The organism is Pseudomonas sp. S5D5 (assembly GCF_003013355.1).
Classification (GTDB): domain Bacteria; phylum Pseudomonadota; class Gammaproteobacteria; order Pseudomonadales; family Pseudomonadaceae; genus Aquipseudomonas; species Aquipseudomonas aylmerensis.
The window spans coordinates 4,281,783-4,306,653 of the sequence record NZ_PTEO01000001.1 but is presented as its reverse complement, the minus strand read 5'-3'; the positions used below and the strand labels follow the sequence as shown (position 1 = coordinate 4,306,653).

General features: G+C 62.2%; 28 protein-coding genes. 16 read left to right on the top strand and 12 right to left on the bottom strand.

All coding sequences use genetic code 11. The features are described 5' to 3' along the window. Window positions 1–5 precede the first annotated feature (5 nt). From C9990_RS19415 to C9990_RS19405, 3 genes are all read left to right on the top strand, one after another. On the top strand, window positions 6–371 hold the full coding sequence (locus tag C9990_RS19415) for a type II toxin-antitoxin system RelE/ParE family toxin (RefSeq protein ID WP_106804340.1): 366 nt from the start codon (window positions 6–8) through the stop codon (window positions 369–371). Beyond that, window positions 364–669, top strand: a complete 306-nt coding sequence (locus C9990_RS19410; RefSeq protein ID WP_065905971.1) for an XRE family transcriptional regulator — start codon at window positions 364–366, stop codon at window positions 667–669. The genes C9990_RS19415 and C9990_RS19410 overlap by 8 nt, the downstream gene beginning before the upstream one ends. A 64-nt stretch (window positions 670–733) precedes the next feature. Beyond that, the gene (locus C9990_RS19405; protein ID WP_256595117.1) at window positions 734–1,630 is read left to right on the top strand and encodes a LysR family transcriptional regulator; all 897 of its coding nucleotides are present in this window, start codon (window positions 734–736) and stop codon (window positions 1,628–1,630) included. On the opposite strand, the gene C9990_RS19400 is transcribed toward C9990_RS19405, so the two are convergent. The 5 genes from C9990_RS19400 to C9990_RS19380 all read right to left on the bottom strand — a co-directional run bounded on the left by C9990_RS19400 (window position 1,620) and on the right by C9990_RS19380 (window position 6,835). Beyond that, window positions 1,620–2,021 (bottom strand): RidA family protein, encoded by a 402-nt coding sequence (locus tag C9990_RS19400; protein ID WP_106804338.1) that lies wholly within the window; start codon window positions 2,019–2,021, stop codon window positions 1,620–1,622. The genes C9990_RS19405 and C9990_RS19400 overlap by 11 nt on opposite strands. Before the next feature lie 82 nt (window positions 2,022–2,103). Beyond that, window positions 2,104–3,006 carry an EamA family transporter gene (locus tag C9990_RS19395; protein ID WP_106804337.1) on the bottom strand — a complete coding sequence of 301 codons (903 nt, stop codon included), beginning with the start codon at window positions 3,004–3,006 and terminating at the stop codon, window positions 2,104–2,106. Window positions 3,007–3,059: 53 nt separating this feature from the next. After that, window positions 3,060–4,964 (bottom strand): asparagine synthase (glutamine-hydrolyzing), encoded by a 1,905-nt coding sequence (asnB, locus tag C9990_RS19390; RefSeq protein ID WP_106804336.1) that lies wholly within the window; start codon window positions 4,962–4,964, stop codon window positions 3,060–3,062. A gap of 46 nt (window positions 4,965–5,010) precedes the next feature. Further along, window positions 5,011–5,970, bottom strand: a complete 960-nt coding sequence (locus C9990_RS19385) for a diiron oxygenase (RefSeq protein ID WP_065905981.1) — start codon at window positions 5,968–5,970, stop codon at window positions 5,011–5,013. Between the two features lie 79 nt (window positions 5,971–6,049). Further along, window positions 6,050–6,835 (bottom strand): crotonase/enoyl-CoA hydratase family protein, encoded by a 786-nt coding sequence (locus C9990_RS19380; RefSeq protein ID WP_065905983.1) that lies wholly within the window; start codon window positions 6,833–6,835, stop codon window positions 6,050–6,052. Between the two features lie 107 nt (window positions 6,836–6,942). Here C9990_RS19380 and C9990_RS19375 point away from each other — a divergent pair, with 107 nt between their 5' ends. The 3 genes from C9990_RS19375 to C9990_RS19365 all read left to right on the top strand — a co-directional run bounded on the left by C9990_RS19375 (window position 6,943) and on the right by C9990_RS19365 (window position 10,758). Then, window positions 6,943–7,740, top strand: a complete 798-nt coding sequence (locus C9990_RS19375; protein WP_106804335.1) for a helix-turn-helix domain-containing protein — start codon at window positions 6,943–6,945, stop codon at window positions 7,738–7,740. Between the two features lie 103 nt (window positions 7,741–7,843). Continuing rightward, the gene (locus C9990_RS19370) at window positions 7,844–9,397 is read left to right on the top strand and encodes a DUF726 domain-containing protein (RefSeq protein ID WP_106804334.1); all 1,554 of its coding nucleotides are present in this window, start codon (window positions 7,844–7,846) and stop codon (window positions 9,395–9,397) included. A gap of 41 nt (window positions 9,398–9,438) precedes the next feature. Beyond that, window positions 9,439–10,758, top strand: coding sequence for an Nramp family divalent metal transporter (locus C9990_RS19365; RefSeq protein ID WP_065905989.1), 1,320 nt, complete (start codon window positions 9,439–9,441; stop codon window positions 10,756–10,758). A 199-nt stretch (window positions 10,759–10,957) separates the two neighbouring features. On the opposite strand, the gene C9990_RS19360 is transcribed toward C9990_RS19365, so the two are convergent. Further along, entirely contained in the window at window positions 10,958–11,890 is a 933-nt protein-coding gene (locus tag C9990_RS19360) for a LysR family transcriptional regulator (protein ID WP_106804333.1), read from the bottom strand. Window positions 11,891–12,008: 118 nt separating this feature from the next. On the opposite strand from C9990_RS19360, the gene C9990_RS19355 reads away from it, so the two are divergent. The 3 genes from C9990_RS19355 (at window position 12,009) to C9990_RS19345 (ending at window position 13,214) form a co-directional block, all read left to right on the top strand. After that, on the top strand, window positions 12,009–12,497 hold the full coding sequence (locus C9990_RS19355; protein WP_065905993.1) for a DMT family transporter: 489 nt from the start codon (window positions 12,009–12,011) through the stop codon (window positions 12,495–12,497). Window positions 12,498–12,501: 4 nt separating this feature from the next. Further along, window positions 12,502–12,954, top strand: a complete 453-nt coding sequence (locus C9990_RS19350) for a DMT family transporter (RefSeq protein ID WP_106804332.1) — start codon at window positions 12,502–12,504, stop codon at window positions 12,952–12,954. A gap of 89 nt (window positions 12,955–13,043) precedes the next feature. Next, complete coding sequence (locus tag C9990_RS19345) at window positions 13,044–13,214, top strand: metallothionein (RefSeq protein WP_016977247.1); 171 nt, start codon at window positions 13,044–13,046, stop codon at window positions 13,212–13,214. 99 nt (window positions 13,215–13,313) lie between these two features. On the opposite strand, the gene C9990_RS19340 is transcribed toward C9990_RS19345, so the two are convergent. Continuing rightward, window positions 13,314–13,577: a hypothetical protein gene (locus tag C9990_RS19340; protein ID WP_065905997.1), complete on the bottom strand. Its 264-nt coding sequence runs from the start codon at window positions 13,575–13,577 to the stop codon at window positions 13,314–13,316. 14 nt (window positions 13,578–13,591) lie between these two features. Then, on the bottom strand, window positions 13,592–13,834 hold the full coding sequence (locus C9990_RS19335) for a DUF6555 family protein (protein WP_106804331.1): 243 nt from the start codon (window positions 13,832–13,834) through the stop codon (window positions 13,592–13,594). Window positions 13,835–13,952: 118 nt separating this feature from the next. On the opposite strand from C9990_RS19335, the gene C9990_RS19330 reads away from it, so the two are divergent. The 3 genes from C9990_RS19330 (at window position 13,953) to C9990_RS19320 (ending at window position 15,968) form a co-directional block, all read left to right on the top strand. Next, entirely contained in the window at window positions 13,953–14,717 is a 765-nt protein-coding gene (locus C9990_RS19330; RefSeq protein WP_065906001.1) for a helix-turn-helix transcriptional regulator, read from the top strand. A gap of 90 nt (window positions 14,718–14,807) precedes the next feature. Continuing rightward, window positions 14,808–14,981 carry a DUF1427 family protein gene (locus C9990_RS19325; RefSeq protein ID WP_074851542.1) on the top strand — a complete coding sequence of 58 codons (174 nt, stop codon included), beginning with the start codon at window positions 14,808–14,810 and terminating at the stop codon, window positions 14,979–14,981. A gap of 27 nt (window positions 14,982–15,008) precedes the next feature. Then, window positions 15,009–15,968 carry a zinc-binding alcohol dehydrogenase family protein gene (locus C9990_RS19320; RefSeq protein WP_106804330.1) on the top strand — a complete coding sequence of 320 codons (960 nt, stop codon included), beginning with the start codon at window positions 15,009–15,011 and terminating at the stop codon, window positions 15,966–15,968. 695 nt (window positions 15,969–16,663) lie between these two features. Here C9990_RS19320 and C9990_RS19315 read toward each other — a convergent pair. From C9990_RS19315 to C9990_RS19305, 3 genes are all read right to left on the bottom strand, one after another. Continuing rightward, complete coding sequence (locus tag C9990_RS19315; protein ID WP_106804329.1) at window positions 16,664–17,692, bottom strand: purine nucleoside permease; 1,029 nt, start codon at window positions 17,690–17,692, stop codon at window positions 16,664–16,666. 14 nt (window positions 17,693–17,706) lie between these two features. Next, window positions 17,707–18,654 carry a nucleoside-specific channel-forming protein Tsx gene (locus tag C9990_RS19310; RefSeq protein WP_106804328.1) on the bottom strand — a complete coding sequence of 316 codons (948 nt, stop codon included), beginning with the start codon at window positions 18,652–18,654 and terminating at the stop codon, window positions 17,707–17,709. A gap of 155 nt (window positions 18,655–18,809) precedes the next feature. After that, window positions 18,810–19,748, bottom strand: a complete 939-nt coding sequence (locus C9990_RS19305; RefSeq protein ID WP_106804327.1) for an AraC family transcriptional regulator — start codon at window positions 19,746–19,748, stop codon at window positions 18,810–18,812. Between the two features lie 210 nt (window positions 19,749–19,958). Here C9990_RS19305 and C9990_RS19300 point away from each other — a divergent pair, with 210 nt between their 5' ends. After that, entirely contained in the window at window positions 19,959–21,269 is a 1,311-nt protein-coding gene (locus C9990_RS19300; protein ID WP_106804326.1) for a sugar ABC transporter substrate-binding protein, read from the top strand. 18 nt (window positions 21,270–21,287) lie between these two features. Further along, window positions 21,288–22,061: an L-iditol 2-dehydrogenase gene (locus C9990_RS19295; protein ID WP_106804325.1), complete on the top strand. Its 774-nt coding sequence runs from the start codon at window positions 21,288–21,290 to the stop codon at window positions 22,059–22,061. A 42-nt stretch (window positions 22,062–22,103) separates the two neighbouring features. Here C9990_RS19295 and C9990_RS19290 read toward each other — a convergent pair whose 3' ends face one another. Next, window positions 22,104–22,796, bottom strand: coding sequence for an NUDIX hydrolase (locus C9990_RS19290; RefSeq protein ID WP_106804324.1), 693 nt, complete (start codon window positions 22,794–22,796; stop codon window positions 22,104–22,106). Window positions 22,797–22,942: 146 nt separating this feature from the next. Between C9990_RS19290 and C9990_RS19285 the strand changes: the two genes are divergently transcribed. Both C9990_RS19285 and pncB read left to right on the top strand, forming a co-directional pair. Continuing rightward, complete coding sequence (locus C9990_RS19285) at window positions 22,943–23,590, top strand: nicotinamidase (protein ID WP_106804323.1); 648 nt, start codon at window positions 22,943–22,945, stop codon at window positions 23,588–23,590. Between the two features lie 11 nt (window positions 23,591–23,601). After that, on the top strand, window positions 23,602–24,840 hold the full coding sequence (gene pncB / locus C9990_RS19280; RefSeq protein ID WP_106804322.1) for a nicotinate phosphoribosyltransferase: 1,239 nt from the start codon (window positions 23,602–23,604) through the stop codon (window positions 24,838–24,840). The last annotated feature ends 31 nt before the right edge of the window (window positions 24,841–24,871 follow it).

Sequence of the window (24,871 nt, the reverse complement as noted above, 5' to 3'; positions counted from 1 at the left end):
TTTGCATGAGCTGGGAAATTGAATACACGGATGAATTCGGAGCCTGGTGGGAACATCTGGGTGAAAAAGAGCAGATTTCGGTGTCGGCCAGCGTTGATCTGCTGGGCCTCTTCGGGCCGGGTTTGAGTTTTCCCCACAGCAGCGACATCAGGGGCTCTCGGCACGGCAACTTGCGAGAACTGCGCATCCAGCACGCGGGGCGGCCTTATAGGGTGTTGTACGCGTTTGATCCGCGACGATGTGCGTTGTTACTGATGGGCGGTGATAAGACCGGGCAACATCGATGGTATGAAACGCACGTCGCCGTGGCAGAAAAGCTGTACGACGTGCATTTAGAGATATTGCGTAAAGAGGGCCGTAACCGTGGCTAAGAAATTCGCCGAACTCCAAGCTCGCATGACGCCGCAGGCGCGTGCCGAAGCCGAGCAGTTGCTTGAGCAACACCTCAAGGAAATGCCGCTGCACGAACTGCGCAAGGCTCAGCAGTTGAGCCAGGAAAGCCTGGCGAAAATATTGAATATCAACCAGGCCGCCGTCTCCAAAATGGAAAGGCGCACCGATATGTACATCAGTACGTTGCGTGACTACATCCGCGCGATGGGCGGCGAGTTGGAAATTATCGCGACGTTTCCCGACGGCCAGGTCAAGATCGAAAACTTCGCGTGCTGAAGTCCAGCAGGGTGTTTGGCAATCGCCAGGCCATGCGCCGGGTAGTCGTTAAAGGGTCGGTCTCGTGAATCAGCTTCTCGCCATGCGCGCCTTCGTCCGTGTGGTCGAAACCGGCTCATTCAGCCGTGCGTCCGACCAGTTGGGATTGCCGCGCTCCACCGCCAGCAAATTGATCAACGACCTGGAAATGCACCTCGGCATCAAGTTGATGCACCGCACCACGCGCGCGCTGGCGCCGACGTCCGAAGGGCTGGAGTATTACCGCCATGCCCGGCGCCTGGTGGCAGAGCTGGATGAAGTGGACAGCGCCGTGCGCGGGCAAACCCTCAAGCCCAGCGGCCATTTACGGGTAGACGCACCGGCGTCGTTCGCCAATTGCCTGTTGATTCCGGCGCTGGTGGATTTTCACCGCGAGTATCCCGATATCACGGTCGCCCTGGGCATCAGTGATCGCTCAGTGAATATCGTGGGGGAGGGGGTTGATTGCGTGATCCGCGCCGGCAAGCTGGAGGACATGGCGATGATCGGTCGCAAGGTCACGGACCTTGAGTACCTCACCTGCGCTGCGCCGGCTTATCTGGAGCGCCGAGGTGTACCGGTGTCCCCGCAGGACCTGGCGCAACATCACCATAGCGTCGGCTATTTCTTCGCCGGCTCGGGCAAGCCGGAACCGTTGATTTTCGAGCAGGGCGACACGCGCATCGAGGTGGAAAACTGCGCGTTTTCCACCAACGAGGGCAACGGCCTCAAGGAAATGCTGCTCGCCGGCCTGGGCGTCGGGCAGCATTTCAAGGCAATCGTGCAGCACTACGTGGACACCGGCCAACTGGTCAGCGTGTTGCCGCACTGGTCACGCCCGGCCACACCGCTGCATATTCTTTACCCGCCCAACCGGCACCAGAGCGCGCGGCTCAAGGTATTCGCCGATTGGGTGATCGGTACGTTCGGGGTCAGGGAATGATCGCGATCACGCGGATTTCCACGCGCATGGTCGGCAAGCCCAGCGCTTCGACGCCCAGTTGCGTCCAGATCGGCGCATGGTTGGGCATGTACTGGCGGTAGTGCTTGACCATCGCCTCGTTGACCTCGGGCGGGAAACCGCCGACGTGGTAGGAGTTGACGTGGATCACGTGCTTCCAACTGGCGCCGGCGGTGGCCAGGGTGCGCTCCAGATTGTGAAACGCCTGGGCGATTTCCTCGTCCAGGTCGGCGGGGATCTGCAATTCATCGTCCCAGCCGCCCTGGCCTGAGGTTTCCACGCGATTGCCGACCTTTACCGCTTGCGAGTAGTGCAGGTGCTCGCGCAGGTAGTCGCCATAGCCTGGGGTGACAAAGAATTCGGGCGTGCTCATGGTGTTTCCTTGGGTTCAGTACAAGACCGGACCCAGGCTAGAGCACTGGATGGGCGAACAAAATCCCGAATTCATGCCATGACTATCTATCCATATGCACAATCGGCTGCGGCTCTACAGGAGCCAGGTTCGCTGGCTTGCGATACAGCCCCACGGCCAGCCCGGCGATGATGATGCCGATCGAAATCAGGTTCGGCGTGGAAATACGCTCGCCGATAATCAGCATTGAACTGGTGATCCCGAACACCGGAATCAGCAACGACAGCGGCGCCACGGTGGACACCGGGTACAGCTTGAGCAGCGAGTTCCAGCCCCAATAGGCGAAGTGCGTGGCCAGGTACACCTGGAACAGGATGGACAGGATCGCCGTCAGGTCGAGGCTCGCCTGCAGGCTTTCGAACGGCGCACTGCCGTGCATCAGCCAGGCCGTGAGAAACAGCGGGGTCGGTGGGATCAGGCTGGCCCACACCATGAACGAGAAGATCTCCTTGACCCCGGATTTCTTGATGATCACGTTGCCCACGCTCCAGGCCACCGCGCTGAGCACGATCAGCATGACCCCGAGTACCGCGTGGTTGCCTTCCTGGGTGGAGATGATCCCCGCCAGGCCGATCAGGGCCAGGAGTGCACCGAGCATCTGCGCGCCACGGATTTTTTCCTTGAACAACACAAAGCCCCAACCCATGGTGAAAAACACGCTGAGCTGAATGATCAATGAGGCAATGCCGGGGCTCACGCCCACTTGGATCCCGTAGTTGATCACGCCCCACATGCCCAGCCCGAAGATAAAGCCGTAGGCGGCGACATAGCTGAACTTCACGGCCGGGCGCTTGATGAAGAACACCAGCGGCAAGGCGGCGAGGGCGAAGCGGATACCCGTGAGCACAAACGGATCGATCGAGCGCAGGCCCAGTTTAGTGATAGGGAAGTTCACCCCCCAGACCAGGGTGACGAGAACGGCGAGTGACAAATGTTTTTTCAGCATGGACCCTCCTTGGGTCAGGCGACGCACCGCAATCGCGGTGCGCCGCGTGCAAATCAGTTCAGGGCGAAGCGTTGTTGCATCAGGCACAGCCCGGCCATTTCCATCAGCAGGTTGTCGGCCGAAGCACGTTGGGCCGGCGACAGGCTGGGCAGTGTAGCCAGCAAGGCGCGCACTTTACGCGGATCGAAGAACGGTACGTTGCTCAAGGCCGGGCCGCTCAGTACGTCGTGGATCATTTCGAACAGCTTCGACTGCGGGCTTTCGGATGCCGGCGGCGCGCGGAAGTACTGTTTCTTGCGATCCAGCACCGCCTGCGGCACATACGGGCGCATGGCTTCGCGCAGCGCGTATTTCTCGGTGGCGCCGCGCACTTTCATGTTTACCGGCAGGCGGCAGGCGGCTTCGATCACCTGGTGGTCCAGCAGCGGCGGGCGGCCTTCGAGGCTGCCGGCCATTTCCATGCGGTCGCCCAGCGAGGTAAGAACCACGTTTGGCAGGCTGGATTTGGCGACCATGTACAGCGAGCGGTTGACCGGCTCCCAGCCTTCGAGCGCGCGGGGGCTCAGGCGGTCGTAGAACTGGCGATAGGCATCCACGTCGCAGAAACGCTCGCGGAACTCATCGGTATACAGCTGTGCCAGCGGGCCGAACAATGCGGATTGGGTTTGCAGCCACGACACGCCGTGGCCGAGTTCGTCCTGCACCCACTTCACGTCATTCTTGCCGCCGGGCAGGTAGCGATCTTCGCTGCTGTGCAGGCGTCGGGTGAGTTCGGCGATCACCGCCGGGTCCTGGTGTTCGTGGTTGTACAGCAGCATGTCGCGGCGGTAGTGCGGATAGCCGCCGAAGACTTCGTCGGCGCCTTCGCCGGTCAGCACCGCGCGCATGCCCTGGCCCTGCACGAACTTGCACAGCAGGTACTTGGCCACGCTGTGGGCGTTGGCGAACGGCATCTCGGCGTGCCACAGCGCGTTTTCGAAGTTGTCCGCCATGTCAGAGGAGTTCACGGACAACACGTTGAGGTGGGCGCGGTTATGCCGGGCAGCCACTTCGGCGTATTGGCGTTCGTCGTAGGCCTGCTCGCCCTCGAAGGACAAGTGGAAGGCCTGCAGCGGCTGGCCGGTCAGCTCGGTGGCGATGCCCAGCATTGCCGAGGAGTCCAGCCCGCCGCTCAGGCAGACGCCGACCGGTACGTCGGCATGCAGGCGCAGGCGTACGGACTCCTCGATGGTGCTGCGCAGCGTGTCGATGATCTCGGCTTCACTGCGCTGCTCGGTGGCCTGCGCGTCGGGGAAGTCCCAGTCCCAGTACTGCTCGGTCTGCAGGCCGCTTTCGTCGGCGATGATCCAGCAACCCGGCTTGACGCTGCGAATATTGTTGAACAGCGTACGGTCGCGCAGGATAAAGCCACGGCTGGCGTAGGCTTCGTGGTCCCACTGCGCCGGCACACCGGCTGCCAGCAGCGCCTTGATTTCGGAGGCGAAGTACCAGGCGCCTTCATGCTCAGTGTAGTACAGCGGCTTGACGCCGACCCGGTCACGCACGGCAAACAGCTTTCTGCGCAGGCGATCGAAGATCAGGATGGTGAACTCGCCGCGCAGTTGCTTGAGCCCGCGCACGCCGTGGCGGCGGTACAGGTGCATGGCGATTTCGCTGTCGGAGGAGGTCTTGAAGCGGCAACCGTAACCCTCCAGCTCTGCGCGAATGCGCTGATAGTCATAGAACTCGCCGTTGACCATCATCACCAGGTCGCCTTCATCGGCGACGATCGGCTGGGTGCCATTGCCCAGCCCGACCAGGCCCAGGCGCACATACCCGAAAGCGGCCTGGCCCTTGGGGTCGAACCATTGGCTGGAGCTGTCCGGACCACGATGATGGATGGCGCGCAGGGCTGCATCGAACATGTTCGGGTTGAACGCACGAGGGTGTTTGGCAAAGACGCCAATGTATCCACACATAAGATTTACTCTATTGAATTTGTATTGGTCAGCGGCACGCTGGTGTTCAAACGGTGGTTGCCGGTTCCGGCATCAACTGCAACTCAGGCAGCACCGAGGCTGGGTGTATGCCAATCGAGTTGAGGATCTCGGGCATGGCCGAGTAGTCCGCTTCACCGGTCTCGATGAATTGGGTGGGCAGCAGCAGCGAGCGATCGCCGAAGACTTCAAGCAGTTGCGGCAGGATGATCCGCCACGCGGAAATCTCGCGCATCGGGAAAATCCGGATCGAGTTGGCGATGCCGCGGGTAAACAAGGTGGTTTGTTGCGCGGTGAAGTCGCCGACCACCTGCTGCACGAACAGCGGGAAGATGTGCTTGTGCACCAGCTCGTCTTTTTTGTGCAGGGCCACGACGTGACGGAACACCGGCTGGATCTCGGGTGCGTCGCTGAGGTCGGCCAGGTAGTCGCTGATGAAGGTCTCCGACACCAGCGAGAAGGCCAGGCGGTAGATCTTGAAGTCCGCCTCGGACATCGTCGCCTGGGCCTGGCTCAAGTGGCGGGTCAATTCCAGCTCCGGCCATTTGATGCGCATGCCGCGCTGGGTAATCGCCAATTCACACATGTTGATCGAGAACAGCGTGTGGTAGGCCTCATCCGCCAGGGTTTCGGAAATGGTCGCGGCGCTGGCTGAGCTCAGGCGCGAGCCCAGTTGCAGCAGGTCGATGCAGGACGGGCAGATGATCTCGGTTTCGATGGCGATGGTTTTCTGGTTGTAGATCACCCAGCCCGCCGACAGGATCAGCAGTTTCAGCGCGTGGGGGTAGTGCTGGTAGTGCGGGTCATGGGCGAAAGGTAACAGGGCCTCGAGAAAGTCCGGGGCCTGCAGGTCGAGCTGGATATCCGGGCGTTGGGAATCGAGCTTGATCTGTGCGCGTTTGTGCCAGCTGCGTTCGATTTTGATCAATCGTTCATCGGCTGCGTCATTGCTGCGATAAAGATCGTCTTGAGTGCTGTGCTGAAACATGGTTTCACCGGGTTGATAGTGAGTTGTGAAGGCCATCCATGGTTTGCCGAGGAAGCTCGGCAACATTCACGACCGCGAGTTACACCGCCGGGGCGGTCTGGATCTTGTCCTTCTTGCGATCCAGGAAATCCGCCAGGCGATCCTGTGTGCGGGTGTCGGAGGACACCACTGCAGCAATCAAGGCTTCTGTCATCAGGCCGTCCTGCTGGCTTTGATCCACGATGCGTGGCAGCACGTGGGTGACCGCGTAGTTGGTCATGGGCAGGTTGCCGGCGATCTTGTGCGCCAGTTCAGTCGCCTTGAGCACCGCTTGGCCGACCGGGACCAGGTACTGCGCCACGCCGCGCTCGTAGCTTTCCTTCGCATAGAGCGTGCGGCCGGTGAGCATCATGTCGGTCATCAGGGCGATGCCGGCGATGCGCGGGAAGCGCACCGAGGCGCCGACGCCCACATACAGGCCGCGCATGGCTTCGGGCAGCGAGAAGAATGCGCTGTCATCGACCACGCGAATACTGCAGGCCGTGGCGATTTCCAGGCCGCCGCCGATAGCGGCACCGGTAATGGCGGCCACAACCGGCACCTTGCCGAACTGGATCAGTTCAAAGGTTTTATGCCACTCACGGAAGGCCTGGACGTTGTCGATCACCGATTGGTCGCGGATTTCCGACAGGTCCAGCCCCGTGCAGAAATGCTGGCTGGTGCTGTAGAGCACGGCGGCACCAATGCCTTCAGGCAGGTTGCTGAAGGTCTCGCGCAGTTCATGCATGACCTCGAGAGACATGGCGTTGCGCTTCTGCGGGCGGTTGAGGCCCACCATCAACACCGCGCCATCTACTCGTACGTCCAAGTAGTTTTTGATCGTCATTTTCCGAGTATCCCTTCGATATGAACCCAACTTGGGGAGCAACGATTCTAGGTGGCAGAGTAATGGCCCGCTTGCTATGTCAGGTCATACTTTGACAAAATCGGGCCATGCCGCCGACCTTCACTTTTTCTCCTTACGAACTCGACAGCCCCGAAGCGGTGGTGACGCTGCGGGAGTACCCGTCCGGCACGGTGTTTCCACGCCACACCCATCGTCGGGGACAGTTCGCCTATGCCTCGACGGGGGCGCTGAAGATGTTCACCGACCTGGGTAACTGGGTGGTCCCGCCGCAACGGGCGATCTGGGTGCCGGGCGGGGTGGCGCATGAGATGCACATGCGCGGCGATGTGGTGATGCTCAACACCTACCTGGACGACGATGCGGCCGCGCGTGCCGGTTTGCAGGATTACTGCCAGGTGTTCGGGGTGTCGCCGCTGCTGCGGCATTTGCTGGAAGCGGCGTTGGCCGTCGGGCCGTCGGCGTCGCCGAGTGTCAGGGACCGCTGCGTGCTGACCCTGTTGATCGACGAGATCGGCGCCATGCCCGAGCTGCCGCTCAGCGCGCCATTGCCCTCCGAGTCGCGCCTGGCCCGTTCTTGTCAGCGGTTTCTCGAAGCGCCGACGCAGAAAATCTCCATCGGCGAAATGGCCGATTGGTCGAGCATGAGCCGGCGCACCTTTACGCGTAACTTCCGGGAGTGCACCGGCATGACCTTTGTATCGTGGCGCCAGCAGGTCTGCCTGCTGGAGGCCACGGCGCGGCTCAGTCACGGCTCGTCGATCACCGATGTGGCCTTCGAGCTGGGTTTCAGCAGTTCCAGCGCATTCACCTCGGTGTTTCGCCGCAACCTGGGGGATTCACCGGCGCGCTACCTGGCCAAATCCAAGGCGGCGTCGATGTTCTGAAAGGAGGAGGGCGCCAACCTGGTGCCTTTCCCCCCAGCGGTACGGCGTTGAGTCTCACCCTTTGTTACTATCGCCGTCCCTTGTCACCAGGAGTCACCGCCCCATGCAGCACCAGTGGGATGAAATGCACCGCACTCGCAAGCCCACGTTCGTGTTGTGTGGCGAGCCGCAGGGGGAGGTGCTCAATCTCTATGTCCACGGCTATTCGGCGTTCTTCAATCAGCAACAACTGGGCAATTTCAAGCAACAGTTGGCGGCGATCGAAGGCTCGACCAACCTGATGCTGTTCTGGCCGGCGGGGCATTTCCTGGAAAACCTGTTTGCGCCGTTCAAGGACGTGATCACCGCGATGCTTGGCGGTGGCAGCCTCGGCGCGGCGACGGTGGGGGTGGGCAAGGCGATTGCCTATTTCCTCGACCACTACAAAAGTGTCGAGGCCCGGGTCGACGAAGTGGCCAGGAGCCTGCTGCCGGAACTCGCCGGTTACCTGCACGGGGAAGCGCTGCAAGTGCGGCGTATCAACCTGATCGGCCACTCCCTGGGCGCGCGCATTCTGGTCAAGAGCTTGTTGGCCAACCCCGAAACCGCTCGCGAGCTGCCGTTGGACAACCTGCTGCTGATGGGCGGCGCGATCTGTACGTCGAGCCCGTGGGACGAGGTCTCGGCGCCGCTCAAGGGGCGGGTGATCAACTGTCACTCGAGCAAGGACTGGGCCCTGGCGATGAAGCCCGACACCGAGCGCTGCATTGGTCGTTACGCGATCCCGGTGACTCCGGCGCTCAAGGCCAAGGTCACCAATGTGCACCTGGCCAGCTTCGATCACGCCGCCTACTGGCCGCAGTTGCAGACCGTGGTGCAGTACACCGACCTGTTGCAGGAGCGGCGCGGCATGATCCGCGCCGACCAGCGCAGCAGCGAGGTGCGCTTTGCCGAGGAGGACGCAGACCTGTTCCCGGCCCTGGTGCAGGCGCGGCCGGAAGAAGTGAAGTTCCTCGCCGAGTTGATGGCACAAAAACGCAGCGCCTCGATCGATGCCACGGTACGCGAGCCGCTGAAGCTGGCCATCGAGTTGCAGCGCATGGGCGGCGACAGCTTCATGAATCTGGCCCGTGGCCATGGCGTTAATTACCGCCAGATCGCCGAAGATGTCGCGCAGCGCCTGGGGATCAAGTTCGATGAGCCACTGGAGACGGTGGCTTTGGCTGATGTCGAAGCACGGGTCGCGGAAAAACTGATCGAGCAGTACAAGGCCAAGCTGAGCACGGCCGACCGCCAAGTGTTCGACGCTGAACTCAAGGCGGCAGCGCAGAAGGAGCAGGGCGTGTTCAGCCGTTTCGATGTCGGCCGCTCGGCCACGGCGGCGTTGAGCGGGACGGCACTGGCCGGATTGACCGGGTTTATCCTGCGCCGGGGGGCGGCCACGGCGATCCCGGTGGTGGGCCAGGCCTTGGCCGCCGCCATGCTGTTGGTGAGCGGGGTGCGTGCGTTTTCCGGCCCGGCGTATTCGATCACCACCCTGGCGGTGCTGGTGGTCGGGCTGATTCGCCAACGTATGGAGCGTGAAGCGCTGAACCAGGAGATCGACCTGGTGGTGCAGGTGGTCGAGACGTTTGACCTGCCTCGGGACACGGTGATGCGCACGGTCGCATCCGACTGATAAGCTGCGCCCTTGTCTTGTGTGTTTGCCTGGGATACCGCGTGAAATTCAGCCTGCCGAAAATCGCTACCGCTCCATTCTGCCCACCGGAAGTGGCCGGCTCCGTCGCCGTTGATCCCAACGCTTCGTTCTTCAAACGCATCCTCATGTTTGCCGGCCCCGGGCTGCTGATCTCCATCGGCTACATGGACCCGGGCAACTGGGCCACGGCCATTGAGGCCGGGTCGCGCTACGGCTACAACTTGTTGTTCGTGGTGCTGCTGGCCAGCCTCGCCGGGATGGCGGTGCAGTGCCTGTGCTCGCGGCTGGGCATCGCCACCGGCAAGGACCTGGCGCAACTGTGCCGCGAGCGCTACAGCCCGCGTTCGGCACGCACCCAGTGGCTGCTGGCGGAAGTCTCGATCATCGCCACCGACCTCGCCGAAGTGCTTGGCTGTGCCCTGGCGTTTCACTTGCTGCTGGGGGTTTCACTGACAACCGGCATCGTCATCACTGCCTTTGACACCTTGCTGATCCTCGCCCTGCAAAACCGGGGCTTTCGCCGCCTGGAAGCGATCATGCTGGCGTTGGTGGCGACCATCGGTGTGTGTTTCTTCATCGAGCTGGTGCTGATCAAGCCTTACTGGCCCGACGTGTTCAGCGGCTTCACGCCCTCATTGTCGGCCATCAGCGACGCCGCGCCGTTGTACCTGGCCATCGGCATCCTCGGGGCCACGGTGATGCCGCACAACCTGTACCTGCACAGCTCGATCGTACAAACCCGGCTGATCGGCAAAGACCTCGCCAGCAAACAGGACGCGGTGAAGCTGGCCCGGATCGACACCATCGGCTCGCTGGCCCTGGCGTTGCTGGTCAATGCGGCGATCCTGATCCTCGCCGCCGCGGCCTTCCACAAAACCGGGCACACCGATGTGGTCGAGATCCAGGACGCCTATCACCTGCTGGACCCCCTGGTGGGCGGCGCCTTCGCCAGCATCCTGTTCGGCGTCGCCTTGCTGGCGTCCGGGCAAAGCTCGACCTTCACCGGCACTATCGCCGGGCAAGTGATCATGGAGGGCTATCTCAACCTGCGCATCCCTTGCTGGCAACGTCGCTTGATCACCCGCGGGCTGGCGCTGATCCCGGCGTTCCTGGGCGTATGGCTGATGGGCGACGACGCCATCGGCAAACTGCTGATTCTCAGCCAGGTGGTGCTCAGCCTGCAGCTGCCGTTCGCGCTGTACCCGCTGATTCGCATGACCGGCGACAAGCAACTGATGGGACCGTTCGTCAATCGGCTGCCGACCAGAATGCTGGCGTGGTTCCTGTTTGCGGTGATCAGTGGGGCGAATGCGTGGTTGATTGGCCAGTGGGTGTTTTGATCAAGCCTGCGGGGCCATTGGGATGATTTAAACTTTCTTGTAATGCACGACTTCCATGGCGTTTCCCCAAAAAAAAGATCTGCTGGGAGTCTGCCCGAGCCTGCCGTGCTGGAAAATGCTGGCCCGGAAAAACAGAACGGGCCTACCTCATTGGGTGGGAAAAATCCGCAGCAGCGATGTCCTGCACACTCAACCCGCCTCACCGATCCCAATACGGCACGCTGCCAAAACACTCCACGAAGTAATCGATCACCGTGCGCACCTTCAGCGACAACCGTCGGCTCCCCGGCCACAACGCGGCGATCTGCTGGGGCTCCAGGGTGGTCGCCACCTCATAGTCCGTCAGCACCGCCTGCAACGTGCCGGCGCGCAGGCCTTCGCCGATCAACCAGGAGGGAAACACCACCAGCCCCAGGCCTTGCTCGGCGGCGTGGGTGAGGGTGTCGGCGTGGTTACCGGTAATCGGGCCCTTGACGCTGTAGGGCTTCCAGTCGCCCTGGCCCTTGCGGAAGAACCAGCGTTGCTGGCCGGTGATGCCCTTGTAGGCCAGGCACTGGTGGTCGATCAGTTCGTCAGGGTGGGTCGGCGTGCCATGCTGGGCCAGGTAGGCGGGGCTGGCGGCAAGGCGAAAACGCTGCGGGGCAAAGATGCGTGCCTGCATGCTGGAGTCGTTGAGCACGCCGATGCGAAACATCAGGTCGGTGCCGTCTTGCAGCGGGTCGACGTAGGTGTCGGTCTGCTGGATATCCAGTTGCAGCTTCGGGTAGCGCCGGCACAACTCGCCCAGCCATGGTGCCAGGTGACGCTGGCCAAAGACCATCGGCGCGTTGATGCGCACCAGGCCGCTGGGTTCGCTTTCCTGCTCCTGCAGCGCTTGGCCGGCGGCTTCGAGTTGTTCCAGCATCAAGCGCGCGTGGCGTCCCAGCAAACGCCCGGCCTCGGTAGGGCTGACCGCGCGGGTGTGGCGATAGAGCAATTGCTGGCCGAGGGCCTGTTCCATCAGTTGGATCTGCCGGGAAATCGAGGAGGGTGCCAGGCTTTCGCGGCGTGCCACTTCCGAAAAGCTGCCATGGTCCAGCACCGCCACGAACAGGCGTAGCGCCTTGAAACTCAATTCATTCAAGCCCTGCATCATGCCTCCAGGCTGTGCGTAATGCGCAAAGGTGTTGTCCGTATGCTCCCATTTATCGCACAGGACGACCACCGGATAATGCGCGTCATCCAATCCTTTGTTGATGTGCAGGTGATGTATGCAAGCAAGTTCTATCGAGGGCGTGGCGCAAGCCAAGCCGAAAAAAAACCTCCTGCGGCTGCTGCTGTTGCCGTTGGTGATCCTGGCCGGTATGGGGCTGTCGGTCGAAGCCGGCCTGCTCGGGCCACTGGGCGTGCAAGTCGGGCATTTGTGGGCGACCTTGAGCATCTTCGGCGTCGGCTCGGCGATCCTGTATTTGCTGCTGTTGTTCAGCGGTCCGCAAAAGGGCCCGGCCCTGTCCGAGCTGCCGCGCTGGCAATTGATCGGCGGCTTCCTGGGGCCGATGTACGTGGTGGTGCTGACCCTGGCCACGCCGCATATCGGGATTGCCATGACCATGATCGCGATTCTGTCGGGCCAGGTCGGCAAGAGCGTGCTGATCGACCATTTCGGCTGGTTTGGCACGGCGCGCAAGCGCGTGAATGGCGAGCGCTGGATTGCCCTGGCGTTGATCGTGGTGGCACTTGTTTTGATTGCACGAGGTTAAGGCGATGAATCTGATTCTGTTATTGGTACTGGTGATTGCCGCAGGGGCGGTGTTGAGTGTGCAGGCGGCGATCAATGGTCGCCTGGGCCAGGCGGTGGGTGTATTGCGCGGCAGCCTGGTGACCTTCGTGGTCGGGGCGATTGTTACCGCGCTGATGATTCTGTTCTTCGAACCGGTCTATCCCGTGACCCTGTTGGACGTGCCTAAATGGCAACTGACCGGCGCGCTGTTCGGTGTGGTGTACATGATGGTGATGGTCGGCGCGGTGCCGGTGGTCGGTACGGCGGTCGCCACCGTGGCGGTGATCCTCGGCCAACTGGGCATGGGCATGCTGATCGACAACTTCGGCTGGCTGGGCAACCCGGCGATCGAATTGTCGGGCGCCCGGATCGTTGCAATGGCGTGTCTGGCCCTGGCTTTGGTGTTCATGTACCGAAGCAATACGCGCACCGACTGATGGTTTGAACCATCGACGGCAGGCGGCAGTCACTGCTTAAGGTGCCGGCGCTCGCCGCACCGGGACGACCATGAAGAAGGAGTCTGACCATGCCCGATAAAACCTGTGCCTGCCCACACTGCAAGTGTGTGCTGGGAGCTGATGCGGTAATGAAGGACGGCAAGGGCTATTGCTGCCAGGGCTGTGCCGAGCATCATGCCCATGGCGAGCCGTGTGCGGCGGCCACTGGCTGCGAATGCGCCAAGTCGGCTAAAGGCTAACCCCCGTAGGAGCCGGCTTGCCGGCGATGCGCCCCCAAGGACTGCACGAATCTTGAGGTCGCCATCGCCGGCAAGCCGGCTCCTACGCAGTTTCTGCGGTCACTGGCGTTCGAGTTCGAGCCGCAGGCTATGATCGGGCAGGCGTTGACGGTCTTTCACCACGCCGCTGGTACGGCGGCCCTCCAGCGCAAATACCACGGTTTGCGCGTCATGCAGATCATCCGGCAGTGGCTGGAAGACCTTCAGCACCAGCCAGCCTGGCGCGTGTTGCAGGCTCACCTGACACTCGGCCTGTTTGGCCAGCGGCCCGAACAAAGTGTCGCGGGTGTAATCAATGCGCGCCCTGCCATTGATTGAATCCATGGTTTTCTCCCTGATCAAGCCTGAGCGCGCGCATCCGAGCGGCGCCATTGCACGTTGGTAATGCCGAACTTCTCGGCCTGCTCCCGGCTGGTCTTCTTGACCTGCTCACGGGCGAAACGGCCGATACGGCCCACGCCGGCATCACAGCTTGCCCAATGCCAGGCTTCCAGGGTGTCGAGCTTTTCCAGGCGGATGATGAATGACTTCGGCTCGCCATGGAGGATGTAGTCGATCACGAACAGTTTTGCGTTATTCATTGGCCCATCAACCCTGGTGGTGTAAAGCAAGTGATCCTCGCGGGCGCTAAAAATTCACTCGGATTGTCGAGCGGTGGTCATTACCATGGCGACTCACCCTTGATTGATGTGCCCCCCCATGGCCCTGGCTGCGCCCCCCGACCTCAGTGATCATGCCGTCCCCGTGCAGCCGTTGGCGCGTACTTACCCGCGTGGACTGTACGTGGAGCCGCACAGTCACGACTGGGGACAATTGCTCTACGCCATGAGCGGCGTGATGTGGGTCGAGACCCCTCGCGAAGCCCTGGTGGTGCCGCCCCAGCGTGCCGTGTGGTTGCCGCCTGGGGTGGAGCACGGGATCCGGGTGGTGTCGGACCTGCAGATGCGCAATATCTACCTGCGCCCATCATTGGCGGCGACGCTGGACAGCCAGGTGCAGGTGATTGAGGTCGGCGGGCTGCTGCGTGAGCTGATCGTCGCGCTGGTGGAGCAGGGCGACAGCGCTGACGCGGCGTATTACGACGCGGTGGTCGGCCTGGCCCTGCTGGAGCTGCAACGGGCGCGTCGCTCGCAGATCCGCATCGCCATGCCGGTCGAGGCCGACCGACGCCTGATCAACGCATGCCAATCGGTGATGGCCGAGCCGTCCCTGGAAATCCCCTTCGAGCAGCACGCGGACACGGCCGGTGCCAGCGTGCGCACCTTGGCGCGGCTGTTCCAGCACAACCTGGGCATGGGCTTTGCCGAGTGGCGCCGCCAGGTGCAACTGGCCACGGCGGTGGCGGAGTTGATCCAGGGCCAGTCTGTGAGTGCGATCGCACGGTCGCTTGGGTACTCGCCGAGCAGTTTCAGCGACATGTTTCGCCGCGAACTCGGTGTGGCGCCTTCGCAATACGTCGGCTGAGGGGTTGGCCGAAATCCTGAAGCACTTGGCCGATGCTTCAGAAATGGGCTCTCTACACTGAGCCCATCAACCCCCTGAGGCGCAGCCCCCATGAACTACCTGATCTCCCTCGCCATCGGCCTGTTTGTCGGCGTGATTTACGGCGCGCTGGATTTTCGCTCGCCCGCGCCGCCGGCCATCGCCCTGGTGGGCCTGATGGGCATGCTGCTCGGCGAGCAACTGTGGCCCATGGGGCGGCAACTGGTCAGCGGTTGGTTGTCCTGATTTTCTTTCCCTCCTAAGGATTGCGTCATGAAAGCACTGCAGTTTTCCGCTACCGGCGACCTTAACGCCCTGGGTTTCGTCGACGTCGCTACCCCGGTGCCGGCGGCCGGTGAAGTTCTGGTCCAGATCAAGGCCGCGGGCCTGAACCCCAGCGATGTAAAAAACGTGCTCGGCCGCTTCCCCTACACCACCTTGCCGCGCATTCCGGGCCGCGATTTTGCCGGTGTGGTGGTGCAGGGGCCGCAGGCGCTGGTCGGTCAGGCCGTGTGGGGCACCGGACGCGACCTGGGCTTTTTCGCCGATGGTTCCCACGCCGAGTACCTCACCGTGTCCGCCAAGGGCGTGGCGCATAAACCCAGCCACTTGAGTTTTGCCCAGGCCGCAAGCCTTGGCGTGCCGTACACCACCGCCTGGGATGCCCTGGAACGCAGCGGTGTCGGCAAAGGCACGCGGCTGCTGGTGATCGGTGCCAATGGTGCGGTCGGCAGCGCGGCGCTGGCCTTGGCGAAAATTCGCGGGGCCCAGGTGCTGGCGGCGGTGCGCAAGGTCGAGCAGGTCGGGGTGTTGCAGGCGCAGGGTGTCGACGCGATTGCCCTGGGCACGCCGGACGAGCTGGGCGCGCAGGTGAGCGCGGTGTTCAAGGGCGGTGCCGATGTGATCTTCGACACCACCGGTTTCTGGTTGCCGGCGGCCGTGGCGGGCCTGGCGCCATTCGGTCGCATCGCGATCATCGCCGCGCCGGTGGACGGCCACGTGCAATTGCCGGCCCTGGCCCTGTACCGCAAGGGTGGCTCGGTGGTGGGGATCAATTCGTTGCTCTACAACTGCGAGCAATGCGCGGTGATGCTCGAGCAGTTCGGACGCTTCTTCGACGAAGGCCTGCTGCCGCTGCCCACCGGCCTGCGCGAAGTGGCACTGGCCGACGGTGTGCAGTGCTATCAAGACGTAAACCAGGGCAGCGCTGACAAGATCATCCTCCTGCCCTGACACGCTCAAAAAAGGGGGGGGCGAGTGCAGGCCTGAGTCCCCTGCCTGGCGCAGCTCCACTGTGGGAGCGGGCTTGCCCGCGAAAGCGGTGGATCAGTAGCGGTGAAGTTGGCTGGCCCACCGCCTTCGCAGGCAAGCCAGCTCCCACACTGATCGAGTGCAGGCTTGAGTCCCGTGCCTGGCGCAGCTCCACTGTGGGAGCGGGCTTGCCCGCGAAAGCGGTGGATCAGTAGCGATGAAGTTGGCTGACACACCCCCATCGCAGGCAAGCCAGCTCCCACACTGATCGAGTGCAGGCTTGAGTCCCGTGCCTGGTGCAGCTCCACTGTGGGAGCGGGCTTGCCTGCGAAGGCGGAGTATCAGTAGCGGCTAAGTTGGCTGACCCACCGCCATCGCAGGCAAGCCAGCTCCCACAGTGATCGAGTGCAGGCTTGAGTCCCGTGTCTGGCGCAGCTCCGTTGTGGGAGCGGGCTTGCCCGCGAAGGCGGAGTATCAGTAGCGGCTAAGCTGGCTGACCCACCGCCATCGCAGGCAAGCCAGCTCCCACACTGATCGAGTGCAGGCTTGAGTCCCGTGTCTGGCGCAGCTCCACTGTGGGAGCGGGCTTGCTCGCGAAGGCGGAGTGTGAGTAGCGGCGAAGCTGGCTGACCCACCGCCATCGCAGTCAAGCCAGCCCCCCCACAAGTCAACGCTCGTCAGGCTTCGGGGACGCCTTTTTCCCACGCCGACCAGTTCTTCAGGATCGCTTGCACCAGCGGGTTGCCCGTGCGGTACAGGTTCTCCAGCGCCGGTACAAAACCGCCTTGATCGGCGTACTTCAGCAGGTTGTCCACTTCGCTGTAGCCAGGATAAGGGCGGTCGAAATCGGAGCCGGCACGCACCACCGCCAGGCGCTGGATATCCACCAACCCTTCGCGACTGGCGCGCAGCAGGGCCTCGTAGGTGGAGTTGTCCTCCTGCTGGGTGGTGCAGTACTCGCCTTTATTGTCCGTGAGCAGCTGGGTCCAGACTTCGGCGCGCTCGCTCAGGCGTGTGCCGGAGAACCAGGTGTTACCCGCCAGGGTGTCGCAGCCGGTGACCTGCGGCGGCTGGTTGGCTGGCGCGGCGGGGTAGTGTTTGCGCCAGGCGCTGGATTCCTTGCTTTCCGTGAGCTCGACTTTTTGTGACAGCGCAAACGCCTTGGCTTGCAGCTTCGGGTTCAGCTCAAACACTTCGGTCTTGTAGTCCAACGGTGGTTTCTCGTTGGGCCCCTTGGTGTTGATGCCGATATAGCCGGTTGGCCAGTCCTTGGGCGCATCTCGCGAGTCCAGCTCCCACTGGGTGCCGAATTCCACCAGGTAATGCGCCCACGCCGCCGTGCCGAGGGTGCCGTGCTTGGGGCTGATCCCGGCGATCCCGGCGATCAGGAAATAGCTCTGGCGCAGGTCGAACTTGGGCGACAGGGCCAGTGCCAGGGTGGACGCGGCGGCGTTGGTCTGGCCCATGCCGGTGACCAGCAGGCAGACGTCCTCGGTGTTGCAGCGGATCACCGGGTATTCGGCCGACAGGCCTGGCACGCGCACTTCCTGCTTGAGTGCCAGGCGGTCGATCCAGGTTTGCGCTTCGGGGGCGAACATGGTGATCAGCATCACCTTGGGCTTGATCGGGGCGGGTGTATCAGCCAGCACCACGTGGGGCAGCAGCGCCAGGCCGATGGCCAGTGACAGACGGGTAAACGCTTTCATCGAATGCTCCTTGATCAGAATTGATAGCCCACGCCGGCGTAGTAACCCCAGCCGTCGGAGCGGGCGCGGAAGTTGCCCTCGCCAAAGTTCAGCTCGCTGCCATCCTCCCAGTTGCCGCCGTTATGAAAGTAACGACCGACCAGGGTGAAGCGCAGGTGCGTGAACGAGTACAGCAGCACGTTGGTTGCCACCAGGGAATTGGCGGTGCGTGCCGGGTTGTCCTTGTGCAGGTCCGAGCCGAAATCGTAGTTGGTGAAGCCGATGTAGGTCAGCGAGGCACCGTTGTCGAAACGGCTGATGGGCACGATGTACTTCATCTGCGCGCGGTAGCCATCCCAGGAATATTCATTGCTGGCGCCGTAGTTTTCCCACTGGTAACGCCCGTAGAAGTTCGCCGACAGGTTGACCCGCGAGTGGGTGTCGATATCGGTGCCGAGGCCGCTGTACAGGGTGTTGGCACGGTTGTCCTTGTTGCTGCCGTGGTCGTAGATCCAGTCGAACGCCACGTACCATTCCTTGAACGGGCCGATGGCCAGGCTGCGCCCCGCCAGGTAGTCGATGGAAATACGCGGCTCATGCTCCATGAACACCGGCGAGCCATGGTCCCACACGCCTTTGTCATTACTGTTACCGATGGTGAGGATCTTCGGCACGTCGATGTAGCCGTACAGCTCGAAAGGTCCCTTGCGGCCGAAGTACTCGTATTCCAGGTACACGTCGTCCTGCGGCTTGGGGCCAAAGCTGATGTCTTTGCTGCCGATCAAGGTCAGGTCCTGGTTGAACCAATCCGACCAATACACGCCTTTTTTAGCCGGGCTGGCTTCGGGGCTGAGGGTTTCGCCCTGTGCCGAGTCATCCACGGGTTTTTGCTGCGCCAAAATGGGTGCACTGAGTACTCCCGTAACGGCAGCCAGTAGCAAGGAAACACCAAAGCAAGCACGAGGCCTTGAGGTGGGGTGCATTGAAAATCCCTATTCGTACGCGGTTGGAACCCGATTCTGCGGGTAGTGGTGAACTTGGCTGGCAAGTTCGTTCCGCAAACGTTTGCACGTGGCGTACCAACTTTGTTCAAGGGATTGAGCTAAATGGAAAAAAGCGCGATTAATCGACCTTTTGGTCAAAATTGGCTGGGTGTCATTTTCTCGATGCGATTGAACAGGTGCATCGCGGTTTCGCGCCGATACTCACTCGGTGTCTGGTTCATCTCGATGCGAAAATGCCGATTGAAGTTGGACAGGTTGGCGTAGCCCACTTCAAAGCAGATATCTGCCACCGACATCTCACTCTGCAGCAGCAACCGACAGGCGCGTTGCACGCGGAATTTACGCATCAGGTCGATAAATCCATGGCCGGTGTTGCGTTTGAAGAAGCGCGAGAAGCCCGGTTCGCTCATCTCCAGTTGCTGCGCGATGACCGACAGGCGCACGTCGCCGGTCAGCTCCGTCATCAAGTAGTCGAAGGCCTTGTTGATGCGTTCGGCGCTGCGTGCGTCCAGGGTCGGCGCGTAGCAGGGGCTGGCCAGCGCCTTTACCTGGGGAGGCGGGGCGTTTTTCAGGGTGTCGAGCAGTTGCAGGAACAGGATCAACCGCTGCAGGCCGTGGGCGCTGCCGATGGCTTCCATCAGGCGGGCAGCCTGCAGCGCCGTGGCGCCGGTGAACTCCAGGCCGCGCCGGGCTTGCTCGAACAGCGGCTGCAAGTCGCCGAGTTCGGGCAGGGTCTTGCGCAAGGCGAGGAGGGCGGCGCCGTCAAATTGCAGCACCACGTCGCGGCCGCTCAGGTATTCGCCGGGAGCCAGCTCGCCGATCCAGTCGTGCGGCAGGTCCGGGCCGATCAGCGCGACATGCCCGGCACCGAACGCGCCGATATAGTCGCCCGCCACCAGCTTGCCGCTGCCCTGGCGGATCAGGTGGATTTCAAATTCGGGGTGGTGATTCCAACGCGCCAGGTCATAGGGGTAGTCATGTTCGAACCAGCGAAAGCAGTGGTCCGGCTCAGGCAGGATCACTTCAAGCTCGGCAGGGCGGTGTTCGAACAGTTGGGCGCGGCTGATGGGCATGGTGATGCCTCTTTTACTTGTTGGATCGGCTCAAAATACGCGGATTGGCAAGCCGTGCGCTACCCCTGGTTTCGTCCGGCACTGATACTTTTTTGATCCTGGAGCGGCGGTTAAAAAAGTATCAGTCGAGCATTCGCCCTGCGTTTGTGGGGGACTGGCCAAGCTGCTGTAATCGGCGCTCAACAACAAAAACAACAGGTGGAAACCGCCATGTTCAAGCTCCCGCACGCGTTGTTCCTGCTTTCCGGCCTGGCAGTGGCAATGCCCGGCCAGGCCGCCGACACCGTCACCATCGCCACCGTCAACAACAGCGACATGATCCGCATGCAGCGCCTGTCCAAGGTGTTCGAGCAGCAACACCCGGACATCCAGCTGAACTGGGTAGTACTGGAAGAAAACGTGCTGCGCCAGCGCCTCACCACCGATATCGCCACCCAGGGCGGGCAGTTTGACGTGCTCACCATTGGCACCTATGAGACGCCGCTGTGGGGCGCCAAGCACTGGCTGGAGCCGCTGACCCAGTTGCCGGCCGATTACGATGCCGACGACATCTTCCCGTCGGTGCGCCAGGGCCTGTCGGTCAACGACACCCTGTATGCGTTGCCGTTCTACGGCGAAAGCACCGTGACCTACTACCGCACCGACCTGTTCAAGCAGGCTGGCCTGAGCATGCCCGCGCACCCGACCTGGACGCAGCTCGGCGAGTTCGCCGCCAAGCTCACTGCCAAGGACCAAGGCCAATACGGCATATGCCTGCGCGGCAAGGCCGGCTGGGGTGAGAACATCGCACTGCTGAGCACCATGGCCAATGCCTTTGGCGCGCGCTGGTTCGATGAGCAGTGGAAGCCCGAGCTGACCAGCCCTGAGTGGACCGCCGCCGCCAACTTCTACGTCAACACCCTCAAGCAATACGGCCCGCCTGGCGTGTCCAGCAACGGCTTCAACGAAACCCTGGCGCTGTTCAATAGCGGCAAATGCGCGATCTGGGTCGATGCCAGCGTCGCCGGCTCCTTCACCACCGACAAGAGCCAGAGCAAGGTCGCCGACAGCGTCGGCTTCGCGGCTGCCCCCACCGAAGTCACCGACAAAGGCTCCTCGTGGCTCTACGCCTGGTCGCTGGCGATCCCGGCCACCTCCCAGCACAAGGACGCCGCCAAGGCGTTTATCGCCTGGGCGACGTCGAAGGCGTACATCCAGTTGGTCGCGGATAAAGAAGGCATCACCAACGTACCGCCGGGCACCCGTCAATCCACCTACAACGCGGCGTACCTCAAGGCTGCACCGTTCGCTCAGGTGACCCTGGAGATGATGAAACACGCCGACCCCGCGCACCCCTCGGCCAAACCCGTGCCGTACGTGGGCATCCAGTACGTGACCATCCCCGAGTTCCAGGCCATCGGCACCTCCGTCGGCAAGCTGTTCTCGGCGGCGCTCACCGGCGGCATGTCGGTTGACCAGGCGTTGCAGCAGGCGCAGTCCACCACCGAGCGCGAGATGAAACGCGCCGGCTACCCGAAATAGTTTTGACAGGACACCTCAATGAAACGACTCGAAGGTAAGAGCGCGCTGATCACCGGATCGGCGCGCGGAATCGGCCGCGCGTTTGCCCAGGCCTACATTGCCGAAGGCGCCACTGTTGCCATCGCCGATATCAACCTGCAACGCGCCCAGGCTACTGCAGCCGAACTGGGCCCCCAGGCCTACGCGGTGGCGATGGACGTCACCGACCAGGCCTCCATCGACAGCGCGATTGCCGCCGTGGTCGCCCAGGCCGGCAGGCTCGATATCCTGATCAACAACGCTGCGTTGTTCGACTTGGCGCCCATCGTCGACATCACCCGCGACAGCTACGCGCGATTGTTCTCGATCAATGTCGCCGGCACGCTGTTCACCCTGCAGGCTGCCGCGCGACAGATGATCAGCCAGGGCCACGGCGGCAAGATCATCAACATGGCCAGCCAGGCCGGGCGGCGCGGTGAGCCGCTGGTGGCGGTCTACTGCGCAACCAAGGCGGCGGTGATCAGCCTTACGCAATCGGCGGGGTTGAACCTGATCAAGCAAGGCATCAACGTCAACGCCATCGCCCCCGGTGTGGTGGATGGCGAGCACTGGGATGGGGTGGATGCGCTGTTCGCCAGGCATGAAGGTTTGCCGCCTGGCGAGAAGAAGAGGCGGGTAGGGGGTGAGGTGCCGTTCGGGCGGATGGGTACGGCAGAGGATCTGACCGGGATGGCAATCTTCCTGGCGTCCAAAGAGGCCGACTATGTGGTGGCCCAGACCTACAACGTCGACGGTGGCAACTGGATGAACTGATCCTGGTAGGCGCCCGGCAAGCCGGGCGCCTGCAGGGGTGTTTTACTCGGCGAAACTGCGATCAAAAAAATACACCATCCCGGGCTTCAGGTTCTCCACCGTCGCCTGGGGTCGGCCGCCTTCACCGTGCTTCTTGCGCCCCGTCTCACGCAGATACCCCGCCTCTGTCAGCTTCAATAGCCGCTGGCGAATACTGGTCTTCAATACCGGCCGCTCCAGCACCAGGGAAAAGATCGTGGTCGCTTCCGGTGCGCTGAATTCATTGCCCAGGAACATCAGCGGCAAGCTGCTGTACAGCGACTTGGAGAGCAACCGTTCCTGCACCGCCGCGACGATACTGTTGTGATCGAACGGCAGCTTGATGCTGCCATCGGCCACTGCTTTCAGCGCAAACCAGCCCTGATGCTCACCCAGGCTGACTTCATCCGCGACGATCGCCAGGTAAAAGGTCGACGACGACCAGCAACGCGGATCGCGAAACGCGTCACCCACCGTGCCCACTTGTTCACTCCAGGCCAACGCCAGGCCGACCTTGTCGCTGGTGCGCAAACGCTCCACGGCAGCCTGGAGGCTCAGATCTTGCACGTCGCCATTCACCACCACGCCGGGCAGTGCCCAGTGCCCGGCAAACGGCTCGGCCTCGCGCTTGTTCAGCAGCAGTTTCAGTTCGCCGCCCGTGCGGCAATAGCACAGAACGCACAGGTCGACGGTATGGAGGTAGGGGCTAAGGGGCATGTGACGTCCTTCTGAACAACGATGAGGCACAGTCTAGCGGATCGAACAGATATGTCATGTACTGGGCCCGGGATAGATATCTAAATGTTTCTTGCAATGAAAGTACATGACGTGTACTTTTAATTCCAGGCCACAGGAGATCCACCATGACCCTCGCGAAAACCGCCATTGCTTCATTCGACGTCGATGCCCAGAAGAGCTTCACGCCGCTGTGCCCCAACGAATTGCCGGTGGTCGGTGGTGATCAGATCGGTGCCGAACTCAACTTCATGGCCAGCCTCGCCGGCCACCGCGTCGGCAGCAAGGACGCGCACACCCCGCATGCACCCTGGGTGGTCACGCAGCACAGCGAGATGCTGCAGCCCACCGGCCTGGTCCACGCCGATGTCACCTGGGTCAGCCACTGCGTGCCGGGTACCGAGGGCTTTACCTTGCTCGACGAACTGCCCACGCCCTATGACTACGACTACTTCATCTGGAAAGGCGTCGAACCCGACCTGCACCCCTACGGCGCCTGCTACCACGACCTGCACGACAAGCTCTCCACCGGCGTGATCGAGTACCTCAAGGCCCAAGGTGTCAGCCGCGTGATCGTCGGCGGCCTGGCCCTCGACTACTGCGTCAAGACCACCGCCCTGCAACTGCTCAAGGCCGGGCTGGAGGTGGTCCTGCACGTGCCGGCGTGCCGCAGTATCAGCGAGGAGGGCGGTGTGCAGGCCGTCAACGAGTTGCTCAAGGCCGGTGCCTGCATCAGCAGCACCCGCGAAGAATTGGCCGCGATGGCCACGCGTTAAGGAGATCCACCATGGAAAGTGCCTACGACTACGAATCCCCGGTGATCCAGGGCTTGCTCGACACCGACTACTACACCTTCACCATGATGCAGGCGGTGTTGCACCAGCACCCGAATGTCGATGTGGAATACAACTTCATCGTCCGCTCCAGGGAAAAGCTCGGCCACCTGATCCCCGCGTTGCGCGCCGAGCTGGAGAACATGGCCGGCCTGCAGATGCGAGAAGGCGAGCTGCGCTTTTTGTTCAACCCGCGTTTTCGCGAATACCTGACCCCGGACTACGAGCGCTTCCTCGGCCTGTTTCGCTTCAATCTGCGTTATATCCACGTCAGTGAGATCGACGGCCAGTTGAACATCCGCGTGGTCGGCCCGATGCTGCACTGCATCATGTTCGAGCAGCCGGTCCTGGCGCTGGTCAGCGAGTTGCGCAACCGCGACAAATACCCCGACGTGAGCCTGGAAGACGTCACCCGCAAGCTCTACCAGAAGTTCGACTGGCTCGAGAAAAACCTCAGCCGCGAGGAGCTGGCCGACTTGCGTGTGTCGGACTTCTCGACCCGCCGGCGCCTGTCGTTCAAGGCCCAACGCGAAGTGGTGGACATCATGCGCCGCGACTTCCCCGGCCAGTTCGTCGGCACCAGCAATGCGCACCTGGCCTATGAGTTCGACCTGCCGCTGATCGGCACCATGGCCCACCAATGGCTGATGGTGCACCAGCAACTGGGCCGCCTGCGTGAAAGCCAGAACGCGGCGCTGGAAAACTGGGTGCGCGAGTACCGGGGCCGCCTCGGCATCGCCTTGACCGACTGCATCAGCACCGACTTTTTCCTCAAGGATTTCGACCTGTACTTCGCCAAGCTCTACGACGGCCTGCGCCAGGACTCCGGCGACCCTATCGCCTGGGCCGACAAGGTGCTGGCCCGCTACAAACAGTTGGGCATCGACCCGATGACCAAGGACCTGATGTTTTCCGACGGCCTGAACTTCGAAAAATGCCTGCCGATCCTGCGGCACATCCGTGGCAAGGCCAAGTTCGGTTTCGGCATGGGCACCAGCCTGGCCTGCGATGTGGAGGGCGTCGAGCCGCTGAGCATCGTGATGAAGCTGGTGCGGGTGCACGGCGAGCCGGTGGTGAAATTCTCCGATGATCCGATCAAGAACGTCTGCGAAGACCCGTCGTTCTTGCAGTACGCGGCCCAGGTATTTTCTGTAGGAGAGGGCGTGCTCCCGAATGCGGTGGATCAGCGCTGACGGGGTCGACTGACACGTCGTCTTCGCGAGC